Annotated in this window: 18 protein-coding genes; 9 read left to right on the top strand and 9 right to left on the bottom strand. The window is 71.0% G+C overall.

Annotated features, from left to right (window positions below):
* Nucleotides 1-30 precede the first annotated feature (30 nt).
* From ACYSUO_RS35110 to ACYSUO_RS35085, 6 genes are all read left to right on the top strand, one after another.
* Nucleotides 31-780: a TetR/AcrR family transcriptional regulator gene (locus ACYSUO_RS35110; RefSeq protein ID WP_461780259.1), complete on the top strand. Its 750-nt coding sequence runs from the start codon at nt 31-33 to the stop codon at nt 778-780.
* Nucleotides 777-1,541 carry a glucose 1-dehydrogenase gene (locus ACYSUO_RS35105; protein ID WP_461780258.1) on the top strand — a complete coding sequence of 255 codons (765 nt, stop codon included), beginning with the start codon at nt 777-779 and terminating at the stop codon, nt 1,539-1,541. The genes ACYSUO_RS35110 and ACYSUO_RS35105 overlap by 4 nt, the downstream gene beginning before the upstream one ends.
* 202 nt (nt 1,542-1,743) lie before the next feature.
* Complete coding sequence (locus ACYSUO_RS35100; protein WP_426903107.1) at nt 1,744-2,505, top strand: DeoR/GlpR family DNA-binding transcription regulator; 762 nt, start codon at nt 1,744-1,746, stop codon at nt 2,503-2,505.
* Nucleotides 2,506-2,596: 91 nt separating this feature from the next.
* Nucleotides 2,597-3,544 (top strand): 1-phosphofructokinase, encoded by a 948-nt coding sequence (pfkB, locus tag ACYSUO_RS35095; RefSeq protein WP_461780257.1) that lies wholly within the window; start codon nt 2,597-2,599, stop codon nt 3,542-3,544.
* A gap of 97 nt (nt 3,545-3,641) precedes the next feature.
* Nucleotides 3,642-5,681 (top strand): PTS fructose transporter subunit IIABC, encoded by a 2,040-nt coding sequence (locus ACYSUO_RS35090; protein ID WP_461780256.1) that lies wholly within the window; start codon nt 3,642-3,644, stop codon nt 5,679-5,681.
* A 118-nt stretch (nt 5,682-5,799) separates the two neighbouring features.
* Nucleotides 5,800-6,048, top strand: a complete 249-nt coding sequence (locus tag ACYSUO_RS35085; RefSeq protein ID WP_461780255.1) for a hypothetical protein — start codon at nt 5,800-5,802, stop codon at nt 6,046-6,048.
* A 34-nt stretch (nt 6,049-6,082) separates the two neighbouring features.
* Here the strand turns inward: ACYSUO_RS35085 and ACYSUO_RS35080 are convergent, their stop codons facing one another.
* The 4 genes from ACYSUO_RS35080 to ACYSUO_RS35065 form a co-directional block, all read right to left on the bottom strand.
* On the bottom strand, nt 6,083-6,862 hold the full coding sequence (locus tag ACYSUO_RS35080; protein WP_461780254.1) for a DUF6227 family protein: 780 nt from the start codon (nt 6,860-6,862) through the stop codon (nt 6,083-6,085).
* Nucleotides 6,863-7,055: 193 nt separating this feature from the next.
* Entirely contained in the window at nt 7,056-8,228 is a 1,173-nt protein-coding gene (locus ACYSUO_RS35075; RefSeq protein WP_461780253.1) for a L,D-transpeptidase, read from the bottom strand.
* Nucleotides 8,229-8,445: 217 nt separating this feature from the next.
* A complete protein-coding gene (locus ACYSUO_RS35070; RefSeq protein WP_461780252.1) occupies nt 8,446-9,543 on the bottom strand; it encodes a P1 family peptidase in 1,098 nt (365 codons plus the stop codon).
* Between the two features lie 96 nt (nt 9,544-9,639).
* A complete protein-coding gene (locus tag ACYSUO_RS35065) occupies nt 9,640-10,824 on the bottom strand; it encodes a low temperature requirement protein A (protein ID WP_461780251.1) in 1,185 nt (394 codons plus the stop codon).
* Nucleotides 10,825-11,125: 301 nt separating this feature from the next.
* Here ACYSUO_RS35065 and pflB point away from each other — a divergent pair, with 301 nt between their 5' ends.
* From pflB to ACYSUO_RS35050, 3 genes are read left to right on the top strand one after another with little or no spacing between them, the layout of a single operon-like run.
* Nucleotides 11,126-13,396 carry a formate C-acetyltransferase gene (gene pflB, locus ACYSUO_RS35060; RefSeq protein ID WP_461780250.1) on the top strand — a complete coding sequence of 757 codons (2,271 nt, stop codon included), beginning with the start codon at nt 11,126-11,128 and terminating at the stop codon, nt 13,394-13,396.
* Nucleotides 13,397-13,444: 48 nt separating this feature from the next.
* Nucleotides 13,445-14,257: a pyruvate formate-lyase-activating protein gene (gene pflA / locus ACYSUO_RS35055; protein ID WP_461780249.1), complete on the top strand. Its 813-nt coding sequence runs from the start codon at nt 13,445-13,447 to the stop codon at nt 14,255-14,257.
* Nucleotides 14,258-14,279: 22 nt separating this feature from the next.
* Nucleotides 14,280-14,465 carry a hypothetical protein gene (locus tag ACYSUO_RS35050; protein WP_461780248.1) on the top strand — a complete coding sequence of 62 codons (186 nt, stop codon included), beginning with the start codon at nt 14,280-14,282 and terminating at the stop codon, nt 14,463-14,465.
* 19 nt (nt 14,466-14,484) lie between these two features.
* Here the strand turns inward: ACYSUO_RS35050 and mscL are convergent, their stop codons facing one another.
* The 5 genes from mscL to ACYSUO_RS35025 form a co-directional block, all read right to left on the bottom strand.
* Nucleotides 14,485-14,949, bottom strand: a complete 465-nt coding sequence (mscL, locus tag ACYSUO_RS35045; protein WP_461780247.1) for a large conductance mechanosensitive channel protein MscL — start codon at nt 14,947-14,949, stop codon at nt 14,485-14,487.
* Between the two features lie 117 nt (nt 14,950-15,066).
* Nucleotides 15,067-15,348: an RcpC/CpaB family pilus assembly protein gene (locus ACYSUO_RS35040; protein WP_461780246.1), complete on the bottom strand. Its 282-nt coding sequence runs from the start codon at nt 15,346-15,348 to the stop codon at nt 15,067-15,069.
* A gap of 458 nt (nt 15,349-15,806) precedes the next feature.
* Nucleotides 15,807-16,670 carry an S-methyl-5'-thioadenosine phosphorylase gene (locus ACYSUO_RS35035; protein WP_461780245.1) on the bottom strand — a complete coding sequence of 288 codons (864 nt, stop codon included), beginning with the start codon at nt 16,668-16,670 and terminating at the stop codon, nt 15,807-15,809.
* A gap of 80 nt (nt 16,671-16,750) precedes the next feature.
* Nucleotides 16,751-17,074 (bottom strand): FmdB family zinc ribbon protein, encoded by a 324-nt coding sequence (locus tag ACYSUO_RS35030; RefSeq protein WP_426903121.1) that lies wholly within the window; start codon nt 17,072-17,074, stop codon nt 16,751-16,753.
* A gap of 69 nt (nt 17,075-17,143) precedes the next feature.
* Nucleotides 17,144-18,436, bottom strand: coding sequence for an MFS transporter (locus ACYSUO_RS35025; RefSeq protein ID WP_461780244.1), 1,293 nt, complete (start codon nt 18,434-18,436; stop codon nt 17,144-17,146).
* Nucleotides 18,437-18,567 lie beyond the last annotated feature (131 nt).

Genomic DNA, 18,567 nt, shown 5'->3' with positions numbered 1-18,567 from the left:
GATTGTGCCACAGAGACATATCATGCACGCATGGCAGGTATGGCGGGAATGGCAGGTGCTGCGGTGACGAGCCCGACGCTGACGGAGCGGCGCAAGGCCGCCACGCGCCTGGACATCGCCCGCGCCGCGGCCGAACTGTTCACGCGGGACGGCCTGCGGGCCACGCGCGCCGAGGACATCGCGCGGGCGGCGGGCGTCGCGCCGCGCACCTTCTACCGCTACTTCGCGACCAAGGAGGAGTCGGTCGCACCGCTCCTCGACGCCGGGGCCCACCAGTGGGCGGAGGCGGTCCGCGAGGCGCCCGCGCACCTGCTCGTACCGGCCGCGCTGCGGTACGCGGTCGAGCGCGCGCTCTCCGGGGACGACGAGGCCACGCTCCTCTGGGTCCGCGCCCTGCTCCGCCTCACCGACGAGAGCCCGGCGCTGCGCGCGGTGTGGGCCGACACCTGCCGGGTCTCGGAGTCGACCCTCCTCACGGTCCTGGCGGACCGCACGGACGCGGGGCCCGACCCCGACCTGCCACTGCGCCTGCTCGCGGGCATGGCGACCACGGCGGTGCGGGTGGCGGTGGAGACGTGGGCACGATCGGAGGCCCCGCCCACGGGCCCGGGGGGCCCGGCAGCACTGGCACTGGAGTGCCTGGCCCAGTCAGGCCTGGCCGCCACATCGAGCGCCACCGGCAATTCAAGCCCCGCTCTTGGACGAGAGCCCGCGGGGTCCGGGGCGGAGCCCCGAGTCGTAGGCCATGGGGGCCGCAACCAAAAAGGGAGCCGAACATGAACAACCTCACCGGCAAGACGATCCTGGTCACCGGCGGAGCCCGCGGCATAGGTGCCGACATCGCCCGCCTCGCCATCACCGCCGGCGCCAACATCGTCATCGGCGACGTACTCGACGACGAAGGCAAGGCCCTCGCCGCCGAACTCGGCGCCAAGGCCCGCTACACCCACCTCGACGTGACGTCGGAGGGCGAGTGGCAGGCCGCGCTCGCCCACGCCACCACCGAGTTCGGCGGCATCGACGGCCTGGTCAACAACGCGGGCATCTCCACCGGCATGCCCTTCGAGACGGAGAGCGTGGAACGCTTCCGCCAGGTGCTCGACGTCAACCTCGTCGGCGTCTTCGCGGGCATGAAGACCGTCGTCCCCGCGATGAGGGAGGCCGGCGGCGGCTCGATCGTCAACATCTCCTCCGCGGCGGGCCTGATGGGCCTCGCGCTCACCTCCTCGTACGGCGCCTCGAAGTGGGGCGTGCGCGGGCTCACCAAGATCGCGGCGGTCGAGCAGGGCACCGCGCGGATCCGCGTGAACTCCGTGCACCCCGGCATGACGTACACCCCGATGACCGCGCAGGTCGGCATCCAGCAGGGCGAGGGGAACTACCCGAACACGCCGATGGGCCGCGTCGGGGAGGCCGGCGAGATCGCGAAGGCGGTGGTGTTCCTGCTGTCGGACGACGCCTCGTACGTGACGGGCGCGGAGCTGGCCGTGGACGGCGGCTGGACCACGGGTCCGACGGTGAAGTACGTGATGGGGCAGTAGCCCCCGCAGTCCGCACAGGGCCCGGCCCTCCTCTCTGGAGGACCGGGCCCTGTGGTGTGTATGCACTGTATGCATCGGACCGGATGCCCGTTTGTGTCTGCTGGATGCCCGAACCTGTTTACTTTCTGGAAATGCGGTCGTAGCCTCAAGTCAGAGCCACAGATTCGGGCACGCTCGCAGAAGAGGACACAGGTAACCGGACATGTACGCACCCGAGCGCCAGCAGGAGATCCTCCGCCTCGCCCGCGACGGCGGACGGGTCGACGTGCTGTCGCTGGCCGAGGAGTTCCAGGTCACCGCCGAGACCATCCGGCGCGACCTGAAGGCCCTCGACCGCGCGGGCCTCGTCCGGCGCGTGCACGGCGGCGCCATCCCGGCCGGTCGCCTCGACTTCGAGCCCGACCTCGCCGAGCGCGAGGGCACCGCCGCCGACGAGAAGGACCGCATCGCCCACGCCGCGCTCGCCGAGCTGCCGGCCGAGGGCAGCGTGATCCTCGACGCCGGATCGACGGTGTCCCGGCTGGCGACCGCGCTGCCGCTGGAGTCCGAACTGACCGTCGTCACGCACTCGTTGCCCACCGCGGCCCGGCTCGCCGACCACCCCGGCATCCAGCTCCACCTCGTCGGCGGCCGCATCCGGCACCGCACCCGCGCCGCCGTCGACGCCTGGTCGCTGCGCGCGTACGGGGAGATCCGCGCGGACGTCCTCTTCCTCGCGGCCAACGGCTTCTCCGCCGAGGCCGGACTCACCACGCCCGACCTCGCCGAGGCGTCCGTGAAGCGGGCGACCGTCGCCGCGGCCCGCCGCGTGGTGCTGCTCGCCGACTCCGGCAAGTGGGGCCAGGAGCACTTCGCCCGGTTCGGCGACCTCGCCGACGTGGACCTGCTGATCACGGACACCGGCCTCGCCCCCGAGGACGCGGCGGCGATCGAGGCGGGAGGCACGGAGGTGCTCCGCGTATGACCCCAAGAACCAGCACCGGCCACATCAGTACCGGCCCCACCAGCACCACCAGCACCATTCGTACGCAAGCAACGGAAGCGGCGACCCCGGCATGATCCTCACCGTCACCCCCAACCCCTCCCTCGACCGCACCTACGAGGTCCCCGGCCTCGACCGCGGCGAGGTCGTCCGCGCGAGCGGCGAGCGCATGGACCCGGGCGGCAAGGGAGTCAACGTGTCGCGGGCCGTGGCCGCCGCCGGAGCCCCCACGCTGGCCGTCCTCCCGCTGGGCGGCGCCCCCGGCGCCCTGGTCGCCGAACTCCTCGACGGACAGGGCATCAAGGTCGCCCCGGTCCCGGTCGAGGGCCACACCCGGTCGAACATCGCGCTCGCGGAAGCGGACGGAACCCTCACGAAGATCAACGCGCCGGGCCCCGAACTGTCCGCGGCGGAAGCCGAGTTGCTGCTGGGTGTCGTAGGGGAGCGATCGGCGGGCGCCGACTGGATCGCCTGCTGCGGCAGCCTGCCGCGCGGCCTGGAGCCGTCCTGGTACGCCGAGTTGGTGGCCCGCGCGCACGCCGCGGGCGCCCGCATCGCGCTCGACACCTCGGGCCCCGCGCTCCTCGCGGCCCTCCGCGAACGCCCCGACGTCGTGAAGCCCAACGCCGAGGAGCTCGCGGAGGCAGTCGGCCGCCCGCTCGCCACGGTCGGCGACGCGGTCAAGGCGGCGGAAGAACTAAGGGAGTTGGGCGCGGTCGCCGTGCTCGCCTCGCTCGGCGCGGACGGCCAGATCCTGGTCGACGCGAGCGGCGCCTGGTTCGCCTCGGCCCCCGTCGACGCGGTGCGCAGCAACGTCGGGGCCGGCGACTCCTCCCTCGCCGGCTTCCTGATCGCGGGCGGCGAGGGCCCGAAGGCACTGGCCTCGGCGGTCGCCCACGGCGCGGCGGCGGTCCAGCTGCCGGGCAGCGCGATGCCGACCCCGCGGGACCTCCGCCCGGACGCGGTGGAACTGACGGCAGAGGTCCCGGTGGACCGCCCCTTGAAGGAGCCCACGCGATGACACCAGCCGCACGCGCACACCGAAAACCCACCCCAGTGGCCACCCGTGCAGTCGCCCCACCACCCACCCCACCCATGCGTAGGCAAAGGAGCCCGCGATGACGGAGATGATCACCGCGGACCTGGTCGACCTCGACCTGTCCGCCGGAACGAAGGAAGCGGCGGCCAGGTCGCTGGCCGAACGCATGGTGACCCTCGGCAGGGTCACCGACCTCGACGGCTTCCTCGCCGACGTCGCGGCCCGCGAGGCCCAGATGCCGACCGGCCTGGACGGCGGCATCGGCATCCCGCACTGCCGCAGCGAGCACGTCACCGAGCCGACGCTCGCCTTCGGCCGCAGCGCCGACGGCATCGACTTCGGCGCCCCGGACGGCCCCGCCGACCTGATCTTCCTGATCGCGGCCCCGGCGGGCGCGGACGACGCCCACCTCACGATCCTCTCGTCGCTGGCCCGCCAGCTGATGGACGAGGACTTCAAGTCGGCACTGCGCGCGGCGACCGACGCGGGGGCAGCGGCGGCACTGATACGCGGCGACGAGCCGACCCCGGAACCCGCAGCACCGACGGAGCCGACGGCGCAGACGGAGCCGGAAACAGAGACCCCCTCCGAGCACCCGGCCACGTTCAAGATCGTCGCGGTCACCTCCTGCCCCACCGGCATCGCCCACACCTACATGGCGGCCGAGTCCCTGGAGAACACCGGCCGCGACACCGACGGCGTCGAACTCGTCGTCGAAACGCAGGGCTCCTCCGGCTTCACCCGCCTCGACCCGGCCGTCATCGCAGCCGCCGACGGCGTGATCTTCGCCCACGACGTCCCCGTACGCGAGAAGGAACGCTTCGCCGGAAAGCCCACGGTCGACGTCGGCGTCAAGGCCGGCATCAACCGCCCCGCCGAACTCATCACCGAGGTCCGCGAGAAGGCCGCCCGCGGCGAGACCACGGCCCACGCCGACGCGTCATCCACACCTGTGGACAACTCCGGCGACTCCACGGACGGTTACGGCACAAAGCTCCGCAAGTGGCTGATGTCGGGCGTCAGTTACATGGTGCCATTCGTGGCGGCGGGCGGTCTGCTCATCGCGCTCGGCTTCGCGATCGGCGGCTACGAGGTCGCCGACGTCAAGGTCCAGGCGCTGCTCAACAGCTTCGACTGGGGCTCGACGACCAGCTGGGCCGCGCTCCTCTTCTACACCGGCCAAGCCGCCTTCGCGTTCCTGGTCCCGGTCCTCGCCGGCTACATCGCGTACGGCATGGCGGACCGGCCGGGGCTCGTGCCCGGCTTCGTCGCCGGTTCGATCGCGGTGACCACCAACGCGGGCTTCCTCGGCGGTCTGGTCGGCGGACTCATCGCGGGCGCCGTGGTCATGGCGATCCAGAAGGTGAACGTCCCGGCGGTGCTGCGCGGCATCATGCCGGTGGTCGTGATCCCGCTGCTCTCCTCGATCGTCGTCGGCTTCCTGATGTTCGTGGTGATCGGCAAGCCGATCGCCTCGCTGCAGAGCGCCCTGACGGACTGGCTGAACTCCCTGTCCGGCGCCAACGCGATCGTCCTCGGCGTCATCCTCGGCCTGATGATGTGCTTCGATCTCGGCGGTCCGCTCAATAAAGTTGCCTACGCCTTCGCGGTCGGCGGTCTCGCCAACCCCACTGACGGCTCGCTCAAGGTGATGGCCGCGGTGATGGCCGCCGGCATGGTTCCCCCGCTGGCGATGGCGCTCGCCACCACCGTGCGAGGCAAGCTCTTCACCAAGACCGAGCGGGAGAACGGCAAGGCGGCCTGGGTCCTCGGGGCCTCGTTCATCACCGAGGGCGCCATCCCGTTCGCCGCGGCCGACCCGCTGCGCGTGATTCCCGCCTCCATGGCGGGAGGCGCGGTCACCGGCGCCCTGTCGATGGCCTTCGACGCCACGCTGCGCGCCCCGCACGGCGGCATCTTCGTGGTCCCGCTGATCGGCAACGCCTGGCTGTACCTGGTGGCGATCGCGGCCGGTACGTGCGTCACCGCGGCGCTGGTCGTCCTGCTCAAGTCGGTGCGCAAGCAGCCGGCCGCCGCCGGGCAGCCGGAGGCCGTGCAGGCCCCGTCGCAGACGGTGACCGTCGCCGAGCCAGAGGCGGTGCAGCCCGCGAAGGTGTGAGGCTTGCCGCGGTTGGTGCGATTGGCGCGGTTGGCATGGTTGGCGGGGCGTTAGGAGCCTTGCGAGATACGTCACGGTCCGGGACCAAAGTCCCGGACTGTGGTGTTCACTGGAACGCATGCCTGAGCACGTGTCGATCCTTCAGCAGCTGGGCCTGGCTCTGGTCGCTCTTGCGGCCGTGGCATGGGTGATCGGACTGGCCCGCCTGGCGCGCGCCGTCGCTTTCGGGCCGCCGCAGCCGCGGACGCAGCTGCCGATGGGCGCGCTGCCGGCGCAGTCCCGGGCGCCCGCGCTGGAGTCGGTGCCGCTGACGGCCGACGAGCAGGACGCGTTCGCAGGCCTGGTACGGGAGTTCAGCCGCCGGTAGTCCGGGGGAGTGCCGGCGTCGGCAGTCCCCCGGACTACCGGCGGGCCCGTGGGGATGACGCCGCTCGGTGGTCCATTGCCGCTCGCGCCGCCTCCTGCGTCGCGTAGACCTCGCACATGTGGCGGCCGTCCGGCGTCGTCGTGTGCTCGACCTCCCAGAGGCTGAGCTCGCAGCCGTCGTGCAGCAGGAACGCGTGCTCGTACAGGGCGAATCCGTGGCTGACGCGGCAGCCGAAGGCCTGCGTGATCTGGTGTGCGCACGCCTCCCGCAGCAGTCGCGCCGTGCCGGGGCCCGGTCGGGTCGTGACGTCGGGGTTCTCCGCGCGGCGCAGCAGGCGGCGCGCGTGGTCGACGGAGCGTTCCGGGTCGCCGGCGCCGAAGGTGCGGCGCATCGGCGGGGCCGGGGGGAGCTTGACGGGGGTCATGGGGACGTGGAGGTCGAACTCCGGCTCGGCCTCCTGGGGGAGCGGGAGCCGTCCCGTCGCCAGGTGCAGCTCGTCCTCGGACACGTAGACCTCGTGCTGCGGTGTGCCGTCCCGCCCCGTGTTGTGCACGAGTTCCCAGAGGGTGAGCGAGCCGCCGTCGACCAGCAGCCAGTTGTGCCGGTACGTCTCGCGGTGGCGGCCGCCGCTGTGGTGGGCCGAGTGCAGGGAGCCCGCGTATGCGAGCGCGCCGTCGAGCCGCTCCAGCGCCTCGTCGGGCAGGTCGAAGGAGTTGAGCGCGCGGCCGAGGAGTCGCCCGAGCTGTGCTTCGGGTGACGCGTCCGGCTCGGTGCCGAACCCGACATTGGGCTCGGAATCATGCGGAACGCTCAAGGCACCTCCCAGTATTGCTTCGTGTCACCTCGTGGGTGCATACCGTAGTCCTTCGCTCGGACATCATGTCCGTGAAATGACAAACGGGGGGCGGGATTTGAGCGACGTGCCTGGACAACGCGCGGGCCACGCGGGGGGTTCCCGCGCGGCCCGTGTCGGTGAGGGTGCGTGTGTGTCGGTGGGGGCCTGTGTGTCAGGCGGCGCTGCCGGCCGTCCACTGGCTCCACGCCATGTTCCAGCCGTTGAGGCCGTTGTCGGGGGCGATCGTCTCGTCGTGCGAGTTCTTCATGACCACGACGTCGCCGACCAGTGAGTTGTCGAAGAACCACTTGGCGGTCGTGTCGCCGCCCGCGCCCTTCACGTCCCGCATGCCTACGCAGCCGTGGCTGGTGCCCTGCGAGCCGAAGATGCCCGGCGAGCTCCAGTAGTTGCCGTGGATGAACGTCCCGGACTGGGACAGGCGCATCGCGTGCGGCACGTCCGCGATGTCGTACTCACCGCCGAAGCCGACCGTGTCGCCGTTCATGCGCGTCTGCACGAACTTCTCCGAGATCACCATCTGCCCGTTGTACGTCGGGTGTTCGTTGCTCCCGGTCGAGACGGGGACCGTCTTGATCGTCTTGCCGTCGCGGACGACGGTCATCTCCTGCGTGTTCGCGTCGACCGTGGAGACCTGCGAGCGGCCGACGGTGAACGTCACCGTCTTGTCCTGCACGCCGTGCACCCCGTTCGCCCCCTCGACGCCGTCGAGGTCGATCTTCATGGTGACCTTGGAGCCGGCCTTCCAGTACTCCTGGGGCCTGAAGTCCAGGCGCTGCGCGCCGAACCAGTGGCCGACGACCTTCTGGCCGCCGCTGGACGTCACCGTGATGTGCGACTGCACGTCCTTCTTGTTGGTGATCGCCTTGTCGAACGTGAACGAGACCGGCATCCCGACCCCGACCGTCGACCCGTCGTCCGGCGTGTACGTGCCGATGAAGCTGTTGGCGCCGGAGACCGTCGTGAAGATGGAGTTGGCGGCGGCCTTCTGCCCGCTGTCGTCCTTGGCGGACGCGGAGATCCGGTACTTGGTGCCGCGCTCCAGCTGCTCCTTCGGCTTCCACGCCGCGCCGTTCTTCACGATCGTGCCGGGCACGGCCTTGCCGCTCGCCGACTCGGTCATCTTGACGGTGGTCAGCTTGCCGTCGCTGACCTTCACGCCCGTCGTGTTGATCGACGCGCCGGTCGAGCCGTCCTTGGCGGAGATGGTGATCTTCGGGGCGTCGTCGTTCTTGTTGTCGGCGGTGGCGTCGCCCCCGCAGGCCGTGAGGGTCAGTGCGCCGACGGCGATGGTCGCGCACACGACGGCTATGTTCTGCCTGCTCACGGTCTGCTCCCCTTTTCGTGGTTTCTGCTGTTCCGCTGCTTCTCTACCGATGTGTGGGAAGAGCGCGAGACGGCCGGAGGGGTTCCCTCCGCTTGTTGTGAACGCAGCCACAGGGACAGTTCTGTTACGCGGTGGTGGATCTCTGTTACACGGCGTCGGGACGGCCCCCGCAGGGGTCGTTCTACGAGTAGGGGCCGCTCTACGAGTAGAGGTCGTTCTACGAGTAGAGGTCGCTGTACGAGAGGTGGGTGCGGCCGCCTGCCGCTACGGACTCCGCCGCGCGCACGGCCCGCACGATCGCCCGCGTCACGAGGTCCGCGCCCGCCGCGAGGATCTCGTTGAGGGCAAGGGGGTTCGCGGCGTCGAGCGGGCGCTCCCCGGTGGCGAGCGCGAACACCGTGTCCCCGTCGTTGAGCAGGTGCACGGGGCGTACGGACCGCGCGATCCCGTCGTGCGCGGTACCGGCGACCTTCTGCGCCTGGGCGCGGGTGAGGTCGGCGTCGGTGGCGACGATGGCGAGGGTGGTGTTGAGGGGCGCCGGGTCGGTGGGAGCGGTGGGCGCGGTGGCACCGTCCCGCGCGCCGGCCCCGTCCAGCGGTCCCGCCCCGCTCGCCGCGGCCGCCTCCGCCAGCCGCTTGCCCGCCGCCTCGTGCGCCTCCGGCGTCGGGTACGTCACCGGTCCGCGCCCGGTAAAGAACTCGCCGTACAGCGCCCCGGTGGCCGGGTCCACGGCGGAGCCCGCGGCGTTCGCGACGACCAGGGCGGCGACCGTGATCCCGGAGTCGAGGACCGTGGACGCGGTGCCGATGCCGCCGCGCAGCTTCCCGACGAGCGTGCCGGTGCCCGCGCCGATGTTGCCCTCCTGGACGGGGGAACCGGGCTCCGTCGCGGCGGCGGCCTCGACCGCGGCGCGGCCCGTCGCCGCGTCCGGCCGGGCCCGCCAGTCGCCGCCCCGGCCGAGGTCGAACACGCACGCCGCCGGCACCACCGGCACGACCTCCCCGGGGCGGGCGCCGGCCGGGACCCCGCGCCCCTGGTCCTCCAGCCACGCCATCACGCCCGACGCCGAGTCGAGCCCGAAGGCGCTGCCGCCCGTGAGCACGACCGCCTCGATCCGCTGCACGAGGTTGCGCGGGTCCAGCGCGTCGGTCTCCCGCGTGCCGGGGCCGCCTCCGCGCACGTCCACGGCGGTGACCGCGCCGCCTTCCGGGGCGAGCACGACCGTCGTACCGGTCAGGAATCCGTCCCCGACACGGGTGGCGTGTCCGACGCGCAGGCCGGGGACGTCGGTGAGGGCATCGTTGCGTGTCGTCATGTCCCATGCCTACCACGCGAGTTGGTGCCCACCCGGGGTGCTCGGGGCGACCGTGGGGGGTGTGGCGCCCGGGGTGGCCGGTTGTGCCGGGACCCGTCAGGCGGCCTGCGCCTCGCCCGTCCGCGAGGTCAGCGTCACCCCGACCACCACCGTGAGCGCCGCGACGATCCCCGCCGCGAGCACCGCCCAGTGCCCCGCGAACGTGCACAGGAGCACCAGCAACGCGCTGACCGGCAAAGCCAGTTGCTGCGCGGCGCCCACCTTGAAGTACCGCGAGTGCAGCGCCCACACCAGCAGCAGGAACACCGCGGACGGGACCGTCACGGCGGCGGAGGCCGCGGTCGTGGAGATGTGCGCCTCGCCCACCGCCTGCTCGACGGCGACCTCGATGCCGGCGCCGATCGACGCCGCCGAGGCGAGGATGAAGAAGTGGCCGTAGCCCCACACGAACGCCTGCCGGTTGCTGCGCAGCCGGTCGTGGATCGGCACCGCGAAGTAGATCCACCAGGCGGCGAAGACGACGAGGAGGCCGCCGGCCGCGATCGGCAGGAGCTCGCCGAGCGCGTCGTTCTCCTCGATGCCCGACTTCACCGCGACCGTCGCCGCGGCGATCGACTCGCCGAGCACGATGATCGTGAACAGGCCGTAGCGCTCGGCGATGTGGTGCGGGTGCCAGGACGTCTGCCGGTCCCGCTCCGCGTACACCGGTACGCACATCTCCAGGATCACCATCGCCAGGAACACCCAGCCCTGCGCCGCCGTGGGCGTGAACAGCAGCGCCAGCCAGCCGACCTGGCAGGTGAGCACCCCGCCCGCGTACCGCAGCGCCACCCGGCGCTCGGCTCCGGTGGTGGAGGCGGCGGCCCGCAGCCAGTGCGTGGCCATGGCGACCCGCATGATCAGGTAGCCGAGCCAGACCACCATGTAGTTGTCGTGCACGAATGCCTGCGAGACCCCGGCCGCGAGCACCAGCACGCCCGCGATCTGGACGAGGGTGATCAGTCGGTAGAGCGCGTCGTCGTTGTCGTAGGCGGAGGCGAACCAGGTGAAGTTCATCCACGCCCACCAGATCGCGAAGAAGACGCGCGCGTAGTCGATCACGCCGGCGCCCGAGTGTCCCTCCGCGACCGCGTGCACCAGCTCCGCCCCGCCCTGTGCGACGGCGACGACGAAGCACAGGTCGAAGAACAGCTCCAGCGGTGAAGCGGCCCGATGTTCCTCGTCGCGCCCCCTCTCGACCATGCGGCGGATGGGGGAGCGCTTGTCTGGCGTGGTCGTCATGCGCCCACCCCAGCAGATCGGGCCGCGCCGCGGGGGAATCGGCACGCAGTCCACACGTGCGCGGCGGCCTTCGGTACCACGGAAATCCGGCACGTCTCTTGTGAATGCGTTCACAAGCGAACATGGGGCGAAAGTCCCGGAAGAAACCCGAGGTCAACCAGGGTGTGCCAGCGGATTTCGGCCCGAAGTAGGGCCCTACGGTCCTGAACTCAGGACCATTGCCGCCCCTCCGGCGAGCCCCGCAGGAGTGCAATGAACACGTAGCAACCCACTGGTCGAAGAGATGGGGAAGGTGCCGCAGATGACTGCCACTCCCGCGGAAAAGACGACGCACGGCGAGGCCTGGGACGGCTTCAAGGGAGGGCTGTGGCGGGACGCCGTCGACGTCCGCGACTTCGTCCAGCAGAACTACACCCCCTACGAGGGCGACGGCTCCTTCCTCGCGGGACCGACCGAACGCACAACCGCCGTATGGGACAAGCTCCTCGGGATGTTCCCCGCGGAGATCGAGCGCGGCGTCCACGACGTCGACGTGAAGACCCCGTCCCGCATCGACGCCTTCCGCCCCGGCTACATCGACGGCACGCCCGCCGACCACACCGACCTCATCGTGGGCCTCCAGACCGACGCCCCGCTCAAGCGCGCGATCATGCCCAACGGCGGCTGGCGGATGGTCGAGGGCGCCCTCAACGCGTACGGCTACGAGGCCGACCCCGAGGTCCGCGAGATCTACACCCACCTGCGCAAGACCCACAACGAAGGAGTCTTCGACGCCTACACCCCCGAGATCCGCGCCTGCCGCTCCTCCGGCATCATCACCGGCCTCCCGGACGCCTACGGCCGCGGCCGCATCATCGGCGACTACCGCCGCGTCGCCCTCTACGGCGTCGACCGCCTCATCGCCGCCAAGCAGGCCGACAAGGACAAGCTCGCCGCCGAGTGGCCCACCGAGCACGTCATCCGGGACCGCGAGGAGATCTCCGAGCAGATCAAGGCCCTGAACGAGCTCAAGGCCATGGCCATGTCGTACGGCTACGACATCTCGGGCCCGGCCCGCACCGGCCGCGAGGCCGTCCAGTGGCTGTACTTCGCCTACCTCGCCGCCGTGAAGGAGCAGAACGGCGCGGCCATGTCGATCGGCCGCATCGACAACTTCCTCGACATCTACCTCCAGCGCGACATCGAGGCCGGCCGGATCACCGAGTCCGAGGCCCAGGAGTTCGTCGACGACTTCGTCATCAAGCTCCGCATCGTCCGCTTCCTGCGCACCCCCGAGTACAACGACCTCTACTCCGGCGACCCGACCTGGGTCACCTGGTCGATGGCCGGCATCGGCGAGGACGGCCGCCCGCTCGTCTCGCGCACCACCTTCCGCGCGCTGCAGACCCTCTACAACCTCGGCCCGGCCCCCGAGCCGAACCTGACGGTCTTCTGGTCGCGTGAACTGCCGCGCGGCTTCAAGGACTTCGCCTCCCAGGTCGCCATCGACACCTCGGCCATCCAGTTCGAGTCCGACGAACTGATGCGCCCCAAGTACGGCGACGACACCGCGATCGCCTGCTGCGTCTCCGCGATGGCCGTCGGCAAGCAGATGCAGTTCTTCGGCGCCCGCGTGAACGTCGCCAAGGCGCTCCTCTACGCGATCAACGGCGGCCGCGACGAGAAGTCCGGCAAGCAGGTCGTCGAGGGCTTCGAACCCATCGAGGGCGAGTACCTCGACTACGAGACGGTCGCCCGGCAGTACGACGCGATGCTCGACTGGCTGGCGAGGACCTACGTCCACGCGCTCAACGTCATCCACTACATGCACGACAAGTACGCCTACGAGCGCATCGAGATGGCCCTGCACGACCAGGAGATCCTGCGCACCATGGCCTGCGGCATCGCGGGTCTCTCGGTCGCCGCGGACTCCCTCTCGGCGATCAAGCACGCGAACGTCAAGGTCATCCGTGACGAGACCGGCCTCGCCGTCGACTACGAGATCGAGGGCGACTACCCGGCCTACGGCAACAACGACGACCGCGTCGACGAGATCGCCAAGAGCATCGTCCACGGCTTCATGGAGAAGGTCCGCAAGCACCCGACCTACCGGAACGCCGTGCACACCCAGTCGGTGCTCACGATCACCTCGAACGTCGTCTACGGCAAGAAGACCGGCAACACCCCGGACGGCCGCCGCGCCGGCACCCCCTTCGCCCCCGGCGCCAACCCGATGAACGGGCGCGACGAGCACGGCTACATCGCCTCCGCCCTGTCGGTCGCGAAGCTGTCCTACGACGACGCCGAGGACGGCATCTCGCTGACCAACACGATCACCCCGGACGCCCTGGGCCGCACCCCCACCGAGCGGATCGGCAACCTGTCCGGCGTGCTCGACGGCTTCATGGCCAGCGACGGCTTCCACATGAACGTCAACGTCCTCGACAAGGCGACGCTCGAGGACGCCATGGAGCACCCGGAGAACTACCCGCAGCTGACCATCCGGGTCTCCGGGTACGCGGTGAACTTCGTCCGCCTGACGCGCGAGCAGCAGCTGGACGTCATCAACCGCACCTTCCACGGCTCCCTCTGAGCCGGTCCTCACGACCGAGACACCCCGAAGGACACGAGGAGGAACGCCATGACCGTGCTGCTCACCCGGACCGCGAGTGACCTCGGCGCGAACGACGCCGCCACCCCGGCCGCCGCCGCGACCCACCGCCCCATCGAGGGCTCGGTGCACTCCTGGGACCTGTCGACCGGCGTCGACGGGCCGGGCACCCGCTTCGTGACGTTCCTCTCCGGCTGCCCGCTGACCTGCCTGTACTGCCACAACCCCGACACCTGGAGGATGCGGGGCGGCAAGCGCACCGCGGCCGACGCGATCGTCGCCGAAGCCGCCAAGTACACCCGGTTCATCGATGCCGCGGGCGGCGGCGCCACCATCAGCGGCGGCGAACCGCTGCTCCAGCCGGTCTTCGCCGGTGAGCTGCTGCACCGCTTCAAGCACGAGCTGGGCCTGCACACCGCCCTCGACACCTCGGGCTTCCTCGGCGTACGCGCCACCGACGCCCTGCTGCGCGACGTGGACCTGGTGCTGCTCGACATCAAGTCCTGGGACCGCGACACGTACAAGCACGTCACCGGGCGCCCGCTTCAGCCCACCCTCGACTTCGCGCACCGCCTCGCCGACCTCGGCAAGAACGTGTGGGTGCGCTTCGTGCTCGTCCCCGGCCTGACCGACGACCCCGCCAACATCGAGGGCGTCGCCGCCTTCGCGGGCTCCCTCGGCAACGTCTCCCGGGTCGACGTGCTGCCCTTCCACAAGCTCGGCGAGGCGAAGTGGCAGGCGCTCGGCAAGGCCTTCACGCTGCACGACACCCCCTCGCCCACCCCCGAGCAGGTCGCCTCCGCCAAGGCGATCTTCGAGTCCCACGGCCTCACGGCCGTCTGACCCGGCGACGTACCCTGGAGCCATGAGCAGCCCCGCCCCCGACCCCAAGAAGCGCGACCCCAAGGCCGCGCTGATCTTCGACGATCCGCTGACGGCGCAGTCCTCCGACGACACGGACCGCGGCTGGGGCGAGCGGCCGACAGCCGGCGACAACAGCGCCGCCGACCTGGCCCGCTTCCTCGACGAGAAGCCGCCCCACCACATCTGAAGGGCCGCGGCGAGCCCCGCTAGGACTCGGTGTGCCCCGAGCCGCGCTGCGCCACGAGCGCGTCGCGGATCTCCTTGAGCACCTCCAGCTCGGAGACCTCCAGCACCTCCTGGGTGCCTTCCTTCTCGGCCTTCTTCGCGGCCTGCCGTGCGAGGTACTTGGCCATCGGCAGCACCATCAGGAAGTACACGACGGCAGCCGTGATCAGGAAGCTGATGGCGGCACTGAGGACAGTGCCCCACATGATCTGGATGCTGTCGTCGCCCTTGCCGTCGCACGTGCCCTTCAGGCAGTACGCGTACTTGTTCAGGTCCTGCGTCCCGAACGCTCCGACGATCGGGTTGATGACCCCTTCCACCACCGCGTTCACGATGTTGGTGAATGCGGCGCCGATGACCACGGCGACCGCGAGGTCGATCACATTCCCGCGCATGAGGAAGGCTTTGAAGCCTTCCCACAGGCTCGGCCCGTTGTTCTCGCTCACCAGAAGGCCTCTCTTCACATGTCCAGGTAGTGGAGCAAACGCTTCCGCAACCTAAGACAGTTCGGGTCAGACCTGTCCAATTCGGTAGCTCGAACGGGGGACTTGAGGAGATATACGTCACCACACCGTCACCGCCAACCTAGAGGCGGCTCCGGTACCCGCGAGCCGCGCCGCGGTCGCGCGTTCCACCGTCAGCACCACCAACGCCCCGCTCGTCGTCGAGGTTTCGCCGATGTCGCCGCCTTGACCGAGAGTTGGCCTCGGCTTCGGCACGGACGCCACGCGCGCTCCGGACGCGAGCACCCGCACCCCCGGCCTGCCGTCCGCCCGCGCCGCCACCACGTCGACCCGGTCGCCCGGTCGCAGCAGCCGCACCGCCCCCGCGTCCGCGATCCGCACCGGCGCCGACACCGGCGCGGCGGACGCGACGGACGAGGCCCCCCGCCCACCCGGCCCCGCCCCCGCGTGCGGAGGCTCGGGCCCGCCTCCCGCCCCGGACGACGGCACCGCGACCGCCAGCGCCGCCGCGGCCAGGACGAGCCCCGCCGCCACGGCCGGCCGGTGCCGGCGCCTGCCCGCGCGCCCCGGCCGCCACCGCGCGCCGCGTACGTGCACGGGAGGGAAGGGCGGCACCTCGGACGTCGGGGGAATGCTGAGCTGGTACGGAACGGGAACAGATGCGGACACAGTCGCCACCGCCTGCGGATCGGTCGGGCCGGACGGGCACCACGCCCGTCTCGCCGACCACGATCCGCCTCCGCGCCACATCCCGCCGGAGCCCGTGCACTACCGAGCGGTTGTGGACAACTCCCTCACCCGAAGGGGAGATTCAGGCCTCACGAGGGGAGCTTCAGGCCTCACGGCAACCGGAACCCCGGATCCATCCCGCCCAGCGCCCCTGCGCACGAGCAGTCCCGCTCCGCGTCCGCCGGCAGCCCCGCCACCGCGTCGAACAGCACGGTCCGCAGCCGGTCCACGTTGGCCGCGAACACCTGGAGCACCTCGTCGTGCGAGACGCCCTCGCCGCTCTCCGCGCCCGCGTCCAGGTCCGTGACGAGGGTCAACGACGTGTAGCAGAGCTCCAGTTCACGGGCGAGCATCGCCTCGGGGTGCCCGGTCATTCCGACCACCGACCAGCCCATGGCGGCATGCCACTGCGACTCGGCGCGGGTGGAGAACCGCGGCCCCTCGACCACCACGAGCGTCCCGCCGTCCACCGGTTCCCAGCCCTTGCCGCGCGCCGCCTTCACCGCGACCCTGCGCCCCGCGGGGCAGTAGGGGTCGGCGGGCGAGACGTGCACGACGTTCGGCACGGTCCCGTCCGGGAGCGGATGCCCGTCGAAGTAGGTCTGCGCCCGCGACTTCGTACGGTCCACGAACTGGTCGGGCACGAGCAGCGTCCCCGGCCCGTACTCGGGCCGCAGGCCGCCCACCGCGCACGGGCCGAGGACCTGGCGCACACCCACGGAACGCAACGCCCAGAGATTGGCGCGGTAGTTGATGCGGTGCGGCGGCAGATGGTGGCCGCGGCCGTGCCGGGGCAGGAAGGCGACCCGGCGCCCCGCCACCTCACCGAGGAAGAGCGAGTCGCTCGGCGGTCCGTAGGGGGTGTCGACGCTGATCTCCGTCACGTCGTCCAGGAACGAGTAGAAGCCGGAGCCGCCGATCACGCCGATCTCGGCGGCGGCGCTTGCGTTCACGTTGCTCGCGTTGGTCCCCATGGATCAGCACAGTAGTCACACGGGGAACGCCGAAGACCCCGTCGTCCGAAGACGACAGGGTCTCGTAAGAATTGCGCTGCTTACGCGGCGGAGGACGTCGAAGAGGTCGAGGTCGACGTCGAGGACTTCGAGTCCGAGGACGACTTCGACTCCGCGGGCTTCGAATCCGAGGACTTCGACTCGGTCGACGACTTCGAGGACGACGCCGGGCTGCTGCTCGACGAGGAGCCGCGGCTGTCGTTGCGGTAGAAGCCGGAGCCCTTGAAGACGATGCCGACGGCGGAGAACACCTTCTTGAGGCGGCCGTTGCAGCTGGGGCACTCGGTCAGGGCGTCATCGGTGAACTTCTGCACCGCCTCGAGGCCCTCGCCGCACTCGGTGCACTGGTACTGGTAAGTCGGCACTGTGTCTTCCTCCTGGCACTCTCACTCGATGAGTGCTAACGACGATCCATAGTGACCTATTCCGCGGGATCAGTCCACTGCCACGGGCTCGCGGTGACCCACACCACGTGCCACGGTCCGTCCCGTCGAGGGCGGCGCGAGCCGCGAGCGCAGCAGGAACATGACCACCAGGGCCAGCACGGTGCCGCCCATCGGGACGAGGAATCCGGCGCCGTCCCAGAAGCGGTCCTCCAGCTGTCCGGACACCGTCACGGCGGCCGCCTGGCCGAGCGCGACGGCCCCGGTCAGCCAGGTGAAGGCCTCGGTGCGGGAGCCCGCGGGGACGATCTTCTCGACCAGCGTGTAGCCCGTGATCAGGGACGGCGCGATGCACACGCCGACCAGCAGGCCGAGCCCGGCGAGCAGCACCACGGACTGCGCCGCCCACAGCCCGGAGGCCATGACGGCGAGGGCCGTGTAGCCGACGAGGAGCCGGCGCTGCGGGGAGATCTTCCACGCGATGGCGCCGCAGACGAGGCCCGAGAGCATGTTGCCGGCGGCGAAGATCCCGTAGAGGACGCCGTTGAGGCCGGGCTCGCCGATCGACTCGGTGTACGCGGCGAGCGAGACCTGCATGCCGCCGAAGACGGAGCCGATGCCGAGGAACGTGACGATCAGGACGCGCACACCGGGCACGCGGAGCGCGGAGGCGTGCTGCACGCGCGCGTGCCCCTCCAGGCCGGCCACGGGCGGCTGGGTGCCCTTCTGGGCGGCGAACAGGAGGCCGCCGACGAGCGTGAGCGCCGCCTCGGTGATCAGGCCCGCGGCCGGGTCGATGCCGGTGCACAGGGCCGTCGCGAACAGCGGGCCGAGTACGAACGTGAACTCGTCGGTGACCGACTCGAAGGCGGCGGCCGTCTGCATCAGGGGCGAACCCTGCAGCTTCACGCCCCAGCGGGAGCGGACCATGGGCCCGATCTGCGGGGTCGAGGCACCCGTGGGCACGGCGGCCAGGAACAGCGCCCACGTGGGCGCCCCGGACAGTGCGAGCACGGTGAGCGTGAGCCCGGCCGCGGTGTGCACGAGGACGCCGGGCAGCAGCACGGCACGCTGCCCGAAGCGGTCGGCCAGCTTGCCGCTGTAGGGCGCGAAGAGCGCCATGGCGACACCGGTCGTCGCGGAGACCGCGCCCGCGGTGCCGTAGGAGCCGGTGGTGTGCTGCACGAGCAGCACTATGGAGATCGTGAGCATCGCGAACGGCTGGCGCGCCGCGAAGCCGGGAAGCAGGAATGTCCAGGCCCCGCGGGTGCGCAGGAGCTGCCCGTAGCCGGGGCGCTCGGCCCGCTGGTTGCCGGGATCGGTGACCGTGTCCTTCTGTGGCACGGCCCTTGCCTTTCTGCCGCCTGGTAGCGCGCGGTCCTCCTGGTCGAGGAGTGCGCGCCGAGAGCCGTCCTCATGCGCCGGGAACCGAGTGATACCTACGGTCCGCGCCAGGAGAGGCCCTGGGCCGAGCA

The organism is Streptomyces sp. UC4497 (assembly GCF_054871485.1).
This window is presented reverse-complemented; position numbering and strand designations above follow the sequence as displayed.

Excerpts from the sequence above, each read along its gene's own strand:
- ACYSUO_RS35110 (WP_461780259.1), top strand. The coding sequence starts at position 31 with ATGGCAGGTATGGCGGGAATGGCAGGTGCTGCGGTGACGAGCCCGACG.
- ACYSUO_RS35105 (WP_461780258.1), top strand. The coding sequence starts at position 777 with ATGAACAACCTCACCGGCAAGACGATCCTGGTCACCGGCGGAGCCCGC.
- ACYSUO_RS35100 (WP_426903107.1), top strand. The coding sequence starts at position 1,744 with ATGTACGCACCCGAGCGCCAGCAGGAGATCCTCCGCCTCGCCCGCGAC.
- pfkB (WP_461780257.1), top strand. The coding sequence starts at position 2,597 with ATGATCCTCACCGTCACCCCCAACCCCTCCCTCGACCGCACCTACGAG.
- ACYSUO_RS35090 (WP_461780256.1), top strand. The coding sequence starts at position 3,642 with ATGACGGAGATGATCACCGCGGACCTGGTCGACCTCGACCTGTCCGCC.
- ACYSUO_RS35085 (WP_461780255.1), top strand. The coding sequence starts at position 5,800 with ATGCCTGAGCACGTGTCGATCCTTCAGCAGCTGGGCCTGGCTCTGGTC.
- ACYSUO_RS35070 (WP_461780252.1), bottom strand. The coding sequence starts at position 9,543 with ATGACGACACGCAACGATGCCCTCACCGACGTCCCCGGCCTGCGCGTC.
- ACYSUO_RS35065 (WP_461780251.1), bottom strand. The coding sequence starts at position 10,824 with ATGACGACCACGCCAGACAAGCGCTCCCCCATCCGCCGCATGGTCGAG.
- pflB (WP_461780250.1), top strand. The coding sequence starts at position 11,126 with ATGACTGCCACTCCCGCGGAAAAGACGACGCACGGCGAGGCCTGGGAC.
- pflA (WP_461780249.1), top strand. The coding sequence starts at position 13,445 with ATGACCGTGCTGCTCACCCGGACCGCGAGTGACCTCGGCGCGAACGAC.
- ACYSUO_RS35050 (WP_461780248.1), top strand. The coding sequence starts at position 14,280 with ATGAGCAGCCCCGCCCCCGACCCCAAGAAGCGCGACCCCAAGGCCGCG.
- ACYSUO_RS35035 (WP_461780245.1), bottom strand. The coding sequence starts at position 16,670 with ATGGGGACCAACGCGAGCAACGTGAACGCAAGCGCCGCCGCCGAGATC.